Consider the following 12415-nt stretch of genomic DNA (forward strand, 5'->3'; position numbering starts at 1 on the left):
TCCTGCCGGGTATTACAAGTTTTTTTTCTTCCGTTTAAGACACCTTTGGGATTAGTCCCCAAAGAGTAAAGAAAAGACCAGTGGTGCGGGAGCTGGGATTTGAACCCAGGAAGACCTACATCACAGGGTCCTAAGCCCTGCACCTTTGACCAGGCTCGGCAACCCCCGCATGGTAATTAAATCCAAACCATATATTTTGAAGTGCCTTATAAATGTAACGATGATACATACGTCAATTAAATACAGTGAAACTTTTATACTAATTTAATAATTATTTTTCAGGTGTGACAAATGGAACATTTAATGGCCGATAAGGCAAAAGATATTTTAGGTATACTAAAGGTATTCTCTATCGATCCTCTTGAGGTTAAAAATTGTAGTTTCCCAGAGCATAAGGGAAGTGATATTGGTGACAGTAGTATTGGTTTTTTAGAACAGACTGAAGAAAAAAATATCTATTCCATAAATTCCGTTCACTATTGCAGAGAACATAGGGATATACCCCTCGCAGAAATTGAAAAAAAACTTAAAGAAAAAATTAAAGGTATTACTTCCAATAAAGGCTCTATACTGATAGCAAGAATTAAGATTGACCCAGATAGTTTCCCTGAAAAAGATATACTCGGCAAAAAGATTAGTATTGATAAAAGAACTCCAATTCTAATTAATAAAGGTAATTTAGGATTTTTAATGAATATCCCTGAAGAAGCAAAAGATATGACCTTAAAATCTGTTATCGATAAAATAATGAATCTAGAGATAGAATTCGATATTGAGTGGGAGGAATTCTAAATTTGAAGAAAACAAAAATTGTATGCACAATAGGACCAAGTGTATCAAATCATGAAATGATAAATAAACTCGTCAGTTCCGGGATGGACGTAGCAAGATTAAATTTTTCACATGGCACTCATTCTGAACATCTTAAAGTGATAGATCTAATCAAAGAAGTATCAGAAGATACTAACAAGAAAATCGGGATTTTACTAGATACAAAAGGACCAGATATTAGAATTGGTGAATTTGATAATAATATCCATATTTTTACAGACAAAGAATACATACTTTCTGTGAATAAAGGAAAAGATATTATCCCCTTACAAAATGACGTATCTCAATTTTTAAAACCTAATGATAAAGTCCTAGTTGATGATGGAACATTGATCTTTTCTGTACTTAGAATTGAAGATAAGGACATATACCTTAGAGCGCTAAATGAAGGAAATCTCAGGCAAAAGGTGAGCATAAACATCCCTGAAAATAGTTATTGTCCTTCAGCAGTCACGAACAATGACATTGTTGATATAAAATTTGGAATAAAACAAGATGTTGATTTTATAGCACTGTCTTTTGCATCGACTAAAGAGGATATAATAAAAACTAGAGAGATACTAAAAGAAGAAAATGGGGAACAGTGGATAATCTCAAAGATAGAGTCTAATTTTGGTATTAAAAATATAGATGACTTAATAGAATATTCTGAAGGTATAATGGTGGCAAGGGGCGATTTGGGTGTCGAGATTGATCTTTCTAAAATTCCAAGTGTTCAGAGATCTATAATTGAAAAATGTAATGTAAAAGGTAGGCCGGTAATTGTTGCAACTCAAATGTTAAACTCTATGATAGAAAATCCAAGGCCAACAAGAGCAGAAGTTGAAGACATTGCCAGTGCGATATACAGTGGCGCTGACGCTGTTATGTTGTCTGGTGAAACAGCGATTGGAAAATATCCTCTAGAAAGTGTCGAAATGATGGTAAAGGTTGCAATAGAAACTGAAAAAGAGTTAAAATCAAGATCGGAATATGGCCCTTCCAAAAGGGTAACAGATGTTATTTCATCACTTGTAGCTAAATCGGTATTGTTATCCAATGTCAAGGCAATCGTGACTTCAACTAGGTCAGGGTATACTGCATGTATGGTTTCCAGACACAAACTTTCAGTGCCCACATATGGTATGACAAATAATACTGCTACTGCAAGAAAGCTTTCTATTGTATGGGGGATAAATGAAGTCTATCTAGACCAAGAGAAAGGAGGAATCTCAGAAGCTGTGCTACATGCTGCCAAATTTTTAAAAAATGAAGGGTTAAAAGATAATGACCTTTTTGTTTTTACTGCAGGGATAAGTAACTCAAAGAAACCAAGAACAAACTTGTTAGAAATAAGAGAAATAGGCGAAGTCCTATCTTCTTGATAGTAGCATCAAAGAAAAAGTTGCAATTAAACCGAATAATGTCAAAACTAGTACGGCTTCCTGTAGCATCGTATAAACTGATTTTTGAACTTTAGGGGATGAAGTTGTTTGTTCAGCTTTAACTTCAGTATTATTGACTTCAGTTGTTGGTATCTCAGTCGGAGTGCCATCCAATCTAACAACTTCAACTGTGTTAACTATCATTTTAATTGGAAATTTCAAATAGGTTGATTTATTATTTGCATCTTTTATTTCTAAATTTAGATAAATTGTGTAATCCCCTGGGACTTCAGGTAATTTAGTGACTAATATATCTTTTTTAGTTAAAGAAGTAATTGCTCCAACATCCTCAGTATAATCAATATTAAACTTAGATTTATCGTATTCTATTAGTATAGAAGAACTTTTTACTGCTGCGCCCCTGTTCACTATAAAAAGGGGTAATGTATATGGAACTTCTTTTATCTCAAAGCTTCTAACTCTTAAATCAATTATGGGTGTTCTAACGCCTTCTATTTTAAATGGAACTTCTAGTAGAAATCCCTCAGAAGTATAATCACACTGCACACCCGAACAGTATACCTGGTAAGAGTATTGTGTTGTTACTTTCAATGGATAAGTTCCAGTATCTATTGCTCTAACTGTGTATTGAATCTTTTCAACTTTTTTTTGACCAGGTTGTAGTTCTCCATAAATAAACTTATTTTTAGCGAATTCGAAATATTCATCTTTTACATAAATATTAATATTTTTTAGAATGCTATTACTTGTGTTCTCAAATACTAATGTAAATTCTCCGCTATCTCCAGAGTAAAAAGATGGAGTTTTTTCAAAATAAACACTCATTTTCTCATTTGGTGCAGTTATGCCAGTGATTGAGAATAAGCCAAATCCTAAAAAACTTATAAATATTATGGCATAGAGTTTTCTCATATAATAAATAGTTAACAGAACATTTTAAAAGCTTTATTCTTATAAGTTATAAAATGAATCCTAATAAATTCGAATATTTCGATGTTACGGCAGATATTGGTGTTAAAGTATGGGGGTATAATCTTAATGAGATATTCGAAAATGCGGCTATTGCTGTTACAAAATTAATGTTAGATCCTCGTACAATAGAAAAAAAGATAGTAAAAGATTTATTTATACAAGGGAATGACCTACCTTCTCTATTAGTAAACTGGATTACTGAACTCCTCGTACTTAGAGATAGCGAAGGAATTATTTTTTCATCTTTTAACATAAACGTTTCAAACGATGGAAGATCGCTTAATGCAATAAGTTATGGAGATTATATCATCGGAAAAAATTTAGAAATGGACATAAAGGCCATCACTTATTCTTTATTCAAATTGGAAAAAATTGATAAACAATATTATTTACAATTTGTTCTGGATATCTAATAGTATGTGATAAATAAACTAATAGTTTATACTAGTTTTAGGAAATATTACAGCGATTAAAGAAGTTTTTTTTATATAATAGAAAAACTTTTATATTTGAATAATCTATAATATATGGTGATATTATGGCTGAATTAATAAAGAAGATATTGGTTCCAGTAGATGGATCTAAAATTTCGGAGAAAGCTCTAGAATATGCGTCTTGGGTGGCAGGCAAAACAGGGGCACAAGTTACTCTGTTACACGTAGTAGACGCAGATAAATTAAAACTGACATATGAGGCAATGGATAAATTCTTGCCCGAGTGGAAAGATAAAGTTAAAGGTGACGACATAAAAAGATACTCTCCATTCTTTGAGGAACAGCTTAGCTGTATGATGGAAGATCCGTTGTGTAAGAGAGGAAACAATGTATTGAAAGAAATGACAAAGTATGCAGAAAAAAATGGATTGAAGGTCAAGACAATTCTAAAGATGGGAAGAGTTGTAGATACAATAGTCCAGACAGCAGATGATGAACATACTGACCACATTATTATGGGAAAAACAGGCCTCACAGGTATAAAGAGATTGGCTATGGGTCATGTGGCAGAAGACGTGGCCAAATACGCAGGCGTCAGAGTCACTCTTGTTCCTTAAATTACAATAATTTTAGTTTTTTTATAAATTATTCTATTTTATAAAAATTGTATAATTTATTGTAGGTAGTATTATATAGACCAAAGTTTATTTATTAATGATGATAGATCCAATATTATTAGCTCCTGTGGCCGCTATATTGTTATTCATTTTAGCGGGTATCCGAGTGATAAAGCAATATGAAAGAGCCGTTAAATTTAGATTAGGTAAATTTGTAGGTATACTAGGGCCAGGATTAAAATGGATAATTCCTGGTGTAGACAGAATAGAAAAAGTAGATTTAAGGGTGGTCACCGTAGATATACCTGCTCAGGAAGTCATATCTAAAGATAATGTTCCAATGAAGGTGAACGGAGTAGTCTTCTTTAAAGTTACAAATGCTGACAAGGCTATACTAGAAGTTGAACAGTATAAATTTGCGATATCTCAGCTTTCGCAATCTGCACTGAGGGATATGGCAGGAAAATCTGACCTAGATACAATTCTTGCCAAGAGGGAAGAAATAGGTGAAAAGATAAGAGCAATTGTAGATATTGAGACTGACCCATGGGGAATAAAAGTAACAGATGTAAAAATAAAAGATATAGAACTTCCAGACAATATGAAAAGGGCGATGGCACATCAAGCAGAAGCTGAAAGAGATAGAAGGGCAAGAATAATTCTTGCAGAAGCAGAAGAACAGGCTGCACAAAGATTGGCAAATGCAGGTGACATAATAGACAAATCACCAGCTGCATTAAAGTTAAGATTGTATCAAACTTTAGCTGAAATAGCTTCTGAGAAAAACTCTACAATAGTATTTCCATTTCCTGAAGAAATGATGGAATTCCTACAAAAAAAGAGAGAACAGAAAAAATAATCTAATGTAGATTTCAATGGAATTTGAAGTTGGAAAGAAATACCGGATTATCAAAGAAGGCAGTTCAATATCCTGGACAGAAACTAATTGCGTGCCAGAATTTAAGACAATCACTAAAGAATTGAAGTTAGGGGAAGTTGTAGAATATAAAGGAAAAAAGGATTTTCCGGGATGCGATGTTTCATACGACATATTTGGAATAGGCCAGAATGAAGGTGTATTTTGGCCAAATCAATTTGGCGGAGCAAAGACGGAGTTCTTTAAGAAAATTATTTAATTTATTTTTTATTTTTTGGTTTAGAAAAAGATTCATTTTTTTAAAGGCCAATATTTAAAAATAAGGAATAGTAACAAAATTTCGAGTGACGATGAAATATTATAATAAAAACGAACTTCTAAAGAAAATTATATACAAGTTTGCAAGGAAAAGGGCAGAAATAATATATAATGCGCTTGAAGGATTTATAAGAAAAGAAGAGATAATCTTAGATGTTGGTTGCGGTAGTTGTAATATAATAGAAATTTTAAAAGAAAGGAATTACAATGTTGTTCCCCTAGATATAGGCGATAATAGCATTATAGAAGGAATTAATCCAGTAGTATACGATGGAGAAAAAATGCCGTTTAAGGAAAATACTTTTGATAAAAGTATGATATTGGCGGTACTACATCATACCAATCAACAAAAGATATTAATTAAGGAAGTAATGAGAGTAACGAAGAAAAGAATAATAATCATAGAAGATGTATATACAAATAAAATCGATAAATTAGTAACAAAATTTGTAGACAGCTTAATAAATCTTGAATTTAATGGGATTCAGTCAAATAGAACTGATTCCGAATGGAGAAATTTCTTTAATACAAATGGATTAAGAATCGTAAATGTCAAATTCCTGAAAAGATATCTAGTTTTTAAACCAGTAATTTATGAATTAGAAATAAAGTAGATTTTTAGATCTTAGCCCCAAGATACTCAAATATTTCTTTTTCAAAATCTTTTGATATACGCATAGTAAGTATATCCCCCTCTTCAATCTTAGTATCAGCTCTTGGAGAGTTAAGATATTTATCCCCTCTTTTAACATAAAGAATATATGCTCCAAAAGTCTCACCAAGTTTTGTTTCTTTTATGGTAAGACCTTTTACTTTCGAATCTTTTTCTATTTTAACACTGATAAACTCTGTAGTAATGTCCCCTTCCTCTGTTACGGAATCCATGAAATCTATTATAAAAGGTCTTGTTAGAGATTCTGCCATTATACGGGCCCCTATGTCATCAGGCATTATCACTCTATTTGCCCCTATCTGATACAATTTTTCTCTTACTTTATCTGAAGACCCTCTGGCAACAATATGTAAATTAGGATTTAAAGATCTTGCAGTTATAACAATATAGACATTTTCAGCATCATCTAAGACTGTTGTTACAAGCCCTTTTGCCTTAGTTATCCCCGCTTCATTTAATATCTTCTCGTCTGTTGCGTCGCCTTCAATATAAGGTATGTTAGCAAGTTTAATTTTATCACAACTATCTTTATTTTTTTCGATAACTACGATATCAAATTTTTTTGATTCTTTTAATCTCTTAGCAATTCTTTCGCCGACATTTCCATATCCACAAATAATATAATGATTTTTCATTTTTTTTAATGATGATTCCATTTTTCGCCACCCATAAATATTTTTTAATTCTCCCTCTACAATAAAATTGACAATAAATGTTAAAGTGTACAAGACTATTCCTATTCCGCCAAACATTATAAAGAGACTAAATATCTTGCTTAAACTAGAATTTGGATGAAGATCTCCGTAACCAACTGTTGAAATGGTAGAACTTGTTAAATAAAGAGAGTCTAAAAAAGATAATCCCTCGATATAATGAAATCCTATTGTTCCCAAAACAATTAAGAATATTGGTCCAATTAAAACAAAAATAAACTTTTTATTCACGATATTATTGTTATATTCATATATTTAAATTTGTTATGACTAAGGGATAAGTTTTTAATTAAAAAAAAACAGTTGCATACTATGCCAAGAGCAAGAAAAAAAAGATGCATTTATTTGGATACAAATGCTCGTTATTTTAAGCCAAGGGGGGTCCCCCTTGAACAACTTGACATTATTAGACTTACATTTGAAGAGCTTGAGGCTATTAGGCTAAAAGATTTGATTGGATTAGAACAGACCGAAGCTTCTGAAAAAATGGGAATTTCACAGCCGACGTTTCATAGAATCCTAAAAGAAGCTAGAAACAAAGTTTCTGAAGCTTTAGTTAATTCTAAGGCTATTGAAATTTTTGGTGGCGACTATGAAATGGGAAATGATCAATTTAGATGTATAAATTGTGGCCATTTCTGGGAGACGGATACTGACTCTAAAGAAGATGCCATAAGATGTCCAAAATGTAATGGAACAAATGTCAAAAACATTAATAGTTGCATCCACAACTGCGAAGGGATAAAATCCAATAAAATATAGAATAGAGTAAAACAAATTTTGAATTATAAGGTAAGTATATGAAAGTTGCAATACCTACAGATTCAAAAGGTGGTCTTTCAGATACCGTTTTCAATCATTTTGGTATGGCTCCAACTTACACAGTTATTGAAATAAATGAAAACAAAGTTGGAAATTTAGAAGTAATAGATAATACTAGTGACCATTTTGGGGGTTCTGAAAGTCCTGTTGAATTACTTCTTAAAAGGAATGTGGGAATTGTAATTTGCTCTAATCTAGGACCTCGTGCTATGGAAGTTCTAACTTGTCAAGGATTTGATCTCTTTTTTACAAAAAGAGAAAAAGTTCAGGACGTCATTAACAAATTTATTAAAGGGGAATTAGAAAGATTTTCTGGCGAGAAAATCTCCTGTAGCGCCCATAAATAATTATTCGAATTTATGATTCCTTATCTTTTTAATCCAATAATTTGAATAAATAGCCCCTACGGGATTATGTGCTAGAACTCTATCTTTTACTATGAGTACAGTAGTTGGAGCTTTTGAATATTTAATAAATAATGAATCATGACCCACGCATAGCCCTACGACTATATTGAATTCAGTTTCTTCTTTTTCTAATAATCTAGCTTGGCCAACGGGATTACATGAAGATTCGCTTAGTTTTCCGGATAGAGTTTTACTAACTCCAAATTCTCCCTTTCCGATACCACATGTTTTACATATGGCAAGGGAAACTTCAAATCCTTTTTCTTCAAGTAAATCCGTGAGAGTTTGAGATTCATTTTTTAAGCCGACACAAGATGCGATTCCAAGTTTTTTGTAATTCATTCTTTTAGAAAATTCAATTAATTCCAATACTCGAGGCATTTTCATATATGCATCGACTTCAAGTTCAGTTGAAGTAATGTAAAAATTGAGATTTTCTTCTTTTCTTATTTCTTTTTCGGCATATTTTCTTATTTCTTTATCATAGCAGTTAATGCCGTCCATACAGAACGAGTCTTCACAATCATTGCATCTCATAAAAAGAGATAAAGAAACTAATTTAAAAAAGTTACTTATTTTATGCCCGTAATTATGTCTGTTTTAAAATCGAATAGAGTCTTTGTTTTATTTTTATCGACCAAACTCATTGTGTTGTCATTTGTAACTTTTCCTATAACTCTAGCTTCAATTTTTTGCTGTTTAAAAAGATTTAGTATTTTGTCTGTATTCTCAGGAGTTGAAGTCAAAGTGAATCCATAGCCAGGGTATATTTTTAACCAGTCTATAAAATCCATATTTTCTGGCCTTTGTATATCGTCAATATTGATAATTGCCCCTTTTCTTGAGGTTTCGAGAAGCATTCCAATTGTACCCAGTATTCCTGGATTAGAGATATCTTTAGCTGCAAACGAAAGTTCTTTTTCAGCTATTTCGTTCATTATACTAAGCTTTGATATGCACTCTTCAGAAGATTTTTTTAGGGTGGTGTCCCAGTTAAGAAAATTGTTATAGCGTCGACCGTCCATATCCATTGCTAGTATTATATCTTCTCCTTCTTTTGCAGAGAAGCTTGAAAGTATCTTTGATGTATTTCCCATTATTGAGACAGATACTGTTGTTGTTTCAGTATCTGGATGAAGGTGTCCCCCCACCATCGGAACTTTAAATTTGTCACAGCCTGTCTTAATTCCTTCAAGTAAATCCTTACAGTTATCAGTCTTTTTTAAAGACATAATATTGACCATAGCGATGGGTTTACCCCCCATTGCATAGATATCATTTACATTTACAAGTACGGCACAATATCCTGCCCAGAAAAGATCATTTAAGAGATTTGCCCAAATTCCGTCTGCGGCAAAAAGAAGATAATTACCTTCAGCTTTTAAAACAGCGGCGTCGTCACCAAAATCAATAATAGTATTTCCATAATTAGAAAAGGGTTTGAATTGATTAATTAGATGCTTAATTGGATTTTTTCTTTTAACACCCTCGTAGTTTCGAATTTCCTGAACAATTCTGTTTAGGTCTGTCATACTTTTCAACATGCGGTTAAAGACTAATTTATTTATAAAAGTTGTTATTTCAAAATGCTTTCCATAAATTTTCTAATCTCTGTAGGTGTAGAAGACTCGAGGCCATAAATTTGAGAAAATTTGGGTGTTGTTTTAAGGATCTTTGTTTTACCACAAGGCTCCGCATCTAATAGCCCTGCTTCAACTAAGATTTTGACATGTTCGTAACACTGACTTCCCCTATATTTGACTAAATCTGATTTTTTTAGAGGTTGTTTGTATGCTATAATTGCCAAAGTTTTTAGAACTGCCCCTCTTATTTCTGATTTTGGGGCAAAATCAGCAGTTAATAAGGAATACTCATTTCTTACTTGCATAGTATATCTGTCCTCTAAAGCCCTAACTACTTCAAGAGAACTTCCTCTATCCTTATAGTCTTTAGAAAGATTTTCAATCAAACCCTCTACATATTCCCTATCTTTCACACCAAGTTTTTTTAACAGCTTAGATATGGGGACAGGTTCACCTGAAATGAAAAGAATTGCCTCAATAGAAGCCTTGTCCTTTGCTATGTCCATATACTTCATATATTTCATATATTTAAATGGTTTGCAGGTTATGCCCAATAAATCGAAATATAAGAAACTTTTTTAATGTCCTAACCTTTGTTTAATTAGGTGTAGAGATGGAATTAGAAGAAATTACTCATAAAACAACGAAGCTTATAGATTCAGATGGGGAAATTTTTGCGCAGAAAATAAAAGTTATTTCTTACGATATTGAAAAAAATAATGTAGAGATTGGCGAAGAAAAAGAGACTATAGGTATAGGCGTAAGAGTAGTTGAGGGGAAAAAACAGGGATTTTCGTTTACAAACAATATAAATAACCTAGAAGAATGTGTTAAGACAGCATACAAAGTTCTGAAAGTATCTAGAGATAGGGAAGATTTTACTGGTCTGCCTACTCCAAAGGAAATAAAAAAGAGAAATCTTGTCGACAAATCTTTGTATTCCATAACTTCTGAAGATTTGATGACTTTCTCAATGGACATGATTAAAGGCTGTGAGGAAAAAGGAGGAACACCATCATCTGGAAGCACGAATCTTACATTTCACGAAGAAAACATTTCGACATCGACCGGCATCTCATTAAGTCAGAAATATGTCACGCTTTTTGGTTACATATCCGCTATTTACAAGAATGGTGATGTATCCACAGGATTTGATTATAATATTATGAGAAGTAAATTTGAGTTTGCCTCCATCGGAGAAAAGGCTGCGTTTAAAGCTAAAGAAACTAGCAATGCCAAAAAAATCCAATCTATGAACTGTGATGTCATTTTAGAACCTGAAGCAGTTTCTTCATTGCTTTCAAATACTTTTATTTCTCATCTTTTTGCTGAAAGTGTGGATAAGAATAGAAGTTTTTTAAAAGGAAAAATTGGGGAAAAAATAACTGACCTTACTATGATAGATGACGGCACTATTGATTATGGCGTGGCTTCTTCCGAATTTGATGGAGATGGAAATCCGACTAAACGAAATATTGTCTTAGAGAAAGGGGTGTTGAAAGAATATCTTTATGACGATTTTTATGCAAAAAAGTTTGGGGTTGAATCTACTGGAAACTCCGAAAGAGATTATAAATCTCTCCCTTCTATTAGCACTACTAACTTCATTATCGAAGGCAATAGAATAGAAGGAATAAAAGAAGGATTTATCATTAATGAACTGAGGGGCGCTCATACTGCAAATCCAATTTCTGGAGATTTCTCCGTTGAAATTTCCAGTGGTTTTTACATAAAAAATGGGGAGAAAGTTCATCCAATAAAACATGGGATGATAGCGGGGAATGTATTTAATCTTTTGAGCAAAGTTAAAGGAGTTTACGGGGATATTAAAAATACAGGCGGGATGATTACTCCATCTATTGTTTCAGAAGCTAAGGTGATAGGATGATAGCTGTTGTAGGTATGCCCGGATCAGGAAAAAGTGAATTTGTCAATGTAGCTCTAAGCTTAGGTTACAGATTCATATCTATGGGGGATATAGTACGAGAAGAAACTGTGAAGAGGGGTTACCCACTTGAAGAAAGTGGAAAAGTAGCACAAATGCTTAGAGATAAAGAAGGGCTTGATGCAATAGCTGTTTTAACTTTAGATAAAATTAGAGAAACTCATTACACCAAATTTTTAATTGAAGGCATAAGAGGTATAAAAGAAATTGAAAGATTTAGAAATGAAATTGATTTTACACTAGTTGGTATACATTCTTCACCGCATATACGATTTGAAAGATTAAAAAACAGAGGGCGAGAAGATGACCCAAAAATCATTGAAGATTTTCATAAAAGAGATTTACGAGAGCTATCGTGGGGATTAGGTGAAGCTCTTGCACTATCAGATTTTATAATAGATAATAATGGCACCTTAGAAGAATATAGAGCCAATATTGATAAGGTGATAAAAAAATATGAGCTTTAAATTAAAAGTATTCGCCGAGGTAAAATCAACAGAAACCAATGAAAAGGTAAAAAGATCGATATTAAATATTTTTCCAGATATCAATATCGAAGAAAAAGAAAAAGAAATTATTGGTTATTCTGAAGATGATGGGGTTCTTTCAAGATTTATCGAATTAGTATATTCTGAAGCAATTAGGGATAGTGTGAATATGGTATTAAAGGAGGGTACACAAGGTGCGAAAATATCATTTTCTGTGAATAAGCAAGCTGCTTTTGCAGGTAGGGTAAATCTATCTCGAGTATCCCCACTGGGATCCATTAAAGTAAAAATCTATGTGGATGATCCTTATGATTTCATCGATAAAATAGTTCCTAAAACACTTTGATTTA

The 12415-nt window shown here is 32.6% G+C and carries 17 protein-coding genes and 1 tRNA gene; 12 read left to right on the forward strand and 6 right to left on the reverse strand.

Going from position 1 to position 12415, the window contains the following annotated elements:
• Nucleotides 1-81: 81 nt before the first annotated feature.
• A tRNA-Leu gene (locus KO464_05695) sits at nt 82-169 on the reverse strand.
• Between the two features lie 122 nt (nt 170-291).
• Between KO464_05695 and KO464_05700 the strand changes: the two genes are divergently transcribed.
• Entirely contained in the window at nt 292-792 is a 501-nt protein-coding gene (locus tag KO464_05700; GenBank protein MCC7572864.1) for a hypothetical protein, read from the forward strand.
• A 2-nt stretch (nt 793-794) separates the two neighbouring features.
• Nucleotides 795-2195 carry a pyruvate kinase gene (pyk, locus tag KO464_05705; protein MCC7572865.1) on the forward strand — a complete coding sequence of 467 codons (1401 nt, stop codon included), beginning with the start codon at nt 795-797 and terminating at the stop codon, nt 2193-2195.
• Here pyk and KO464_05710 read toward each other — a convergent pair.
• Nucleotides 2184-3128, reverse strand: coding sequence for a hypothetical protein (locus tag KO464_05710; protein MCC7572866.1), 945 nt, complete (start codon nt 3126-3128; stop codon nt 2184-2186). The two genes, pyk and KO464_05710, sit on opposite strands and share 12 nt — an antisense overlap.
• A 53-nt stretch (nt 3129-3181) precedes the next feature.
• Between KO464_05710 and KO464_05715 the strand changes: the two genes are divergently transcribed.
• From KO464_05715 to KO464_05735, 5 genes are all read left to right on the forward strand, one after another.
• Nucleotides 3182-3601, forward strand: coding sequence for an archease (locus KO464_05715; protein MCC7572867.1), 420 nt, complete (start codon nt 3182-3184; stop codon nt 3599-3601).
• 125 nt (nt 3602-3726) lie between these two features.
• Nucleotides 3727-4239 (forward strand): universal stress protein, encoded by a 513-nt coding sequence (locus tag KO464_05720; GenBank protein MCC7572868.1) that lies wholly within the window; start codon nt 3727-3729, stop codon nt 4237-4239.
• 100 nt (nt 4240-4339) lie between these two features.
• On the forward strand, nt 4340-5098 hold the full coding sequence (locus KO464_05725; GenBank protein ID MCC7572869.1) for a slipin family protein: 759 nt from the start codon (nt 4340-4342) through the stop codon (nt 5096-5098).
• 16 nt (nt 5099-5114) lie between these two features.
• Complete coding sequence (locus KO464_05730) at nt 5115-5375, forward strand: hypothetical protein (protein MCC7572870.1); 261 nt, start codon at nt 5115-5117, stop codon at nt 5373-5375.
• 91 nt (nt 5376-5466) lie between these two features.
• Nucleotides 5467-6048, forward strand: coding sequence for a class I SAM-dependent methyltransferase (locus KO464_05735; GenBank protein MCC7572871.1), 582 nt, complete (start codon nt 5467-5469; stop codon nt 6046-6048).
• Between the two features lie 4 nt (nt 6049-6052).
• Here KO464_05735 and KO464_05740 read toward each other — a convergent pair whose 3' ends face one another.
• Nucleotides 6053-7051 (reverse strand): potassium channel protein, encoded by a 999-nt coding sequence (locus KO464_05740; GenBank protein ID MCC7572872.1) that lies wholly within the window; start codon nt 7049-7051, stop codon nt 6053-6055.
• Between the two features lie 81 nt (nt 7052-7132).
• Between KO464_05740 and KO464_05745 the strand changes: the two genes are divergently transcribed.
• Both KO464_05745 and KO464_05750 read left to right on the forward strand, forming a co-directional pair.
• Nucleotides 7133-7582 (forward strand): DUF134 domain-containing protein, encoded by a 450-nt coding sequence (locus tag KO464_05745; protein ID MCC7572873.1) that lies wholly within the window; start codon nt 7133-7135, stop codon nt 7580-7582.
• Between the two features lie 38 nt (nt 7583-7620).
• Nucleotides 7621-7989, forward strand: coding sequence for a NifB/NifX family molybdenum-iron cluster-binding protein (locus tag KO464_05750; protein MCC7572874.1), 369 nt, complete (start codon nt 7621-7623; stop codon nt 7987-7989).
• On the opposite strand, the gene KO464_05755 is transcribed toward KO464_05750, so the two are convergent.
• Genes KO464_05755 through scpB form a run of 3 tightly spaced genes read right to left on the reverse strand, consistent with a single transcriptional unit; the run spans nt 7990 to nt 10138 of the window.
• On the reverse strand, nt 7990-8586 hold the full coding sequence (locus tag KO464_05755; protein ID MCC7572875.1) for a DUF1847 domain-containing protein: 597 nt from the start codon (nt 8584-8586) through the stop codon (nt 7990-7992).
• Nucleotides 8587-8621: 35 nt separating this feature from the next.
• The gene (locus KO464_05760; GenBank protein MCC7572876.1) at nt 8622-9593 is read right to left on the reverse strand and encodes a methanogenesis marker 2 protein; all 972 of its coding nucleotides are present in this window, start codon (nt 9591-9593) and stop codon (nt 8622-8624) included.
• A 32-nt stretch (nt 9594-9625) separates the two neighbouring features.
• The gene (gene scpB / locus KO464_05765) at nt 9626-10138 is read right to left on the reverse strand and encodes an SMC-Scp complex subunit ScpB (GenBank protein ID MCC7572877.1); all 513 of its coding nucleotides are present in this window, start codon (nt 10136-10138) and stop codon (nt 9626-9628) included.
• Between the two features lie 107 nt (nt 10139-10245).
• On the opposite strand from scpB, the gene KO464_05770 reads away from it, so the two are divergent.
• The 3 genes from KO464_05770 to KO464_05780 are packed head-to-tail and all read left to right on the forward strand — an operon-like array spanning nt 10246 to nt 12411.
• Nucleotides 10246-11520: a TldD/PmbA family protein gene (locus KO464_05770; GenBank protein ID MCC7572878.1), complete on the forward strand. Its 1275-nt coding sequence runs from the start codon at nt 10246-10248 to the stop codon at nt 11518-11520.
• The gene (gene fliE, locus KO464_05775; GenBank protein ID MCC7572879.1) at nt 11517-12044 is read left to right on the forward strand and encodes a flagellar hook-basal body complex protein FliE; all 528 of its coding nucleotides are present in this window, start codon (nt 11517-11519) and stop codon (nt 12042-12044) included. The genes KO464_05770 and fliE overlap by 4 nt, the downstream gene beginning before the upstream one ends.
• A complete protein-coding gene (locus KO464_05780; GenBank protein MCC7572880.1) occupies nt 12034-12411 on the forward strand; it encodes a hypothetical protein in 378 nt (125 codons plus the stop codon). The genes fliE and KO464_05780 overlap by 11 nt, the downstream gene beginning before the upstream one ends.
• Nucleotides 12412-12415: the final 4 nt, after the last annotated feature.

Origin of the sequence: Methanofastidiosum sp., assembly GCA_020854815.1 — an archaeon.
Taxonomy (GTDB): Archaea; Methanobacteriota_B; Thermococci; order Methanofastidiosales; family Methanofastidiosaceae; genus Methanofastidiosum.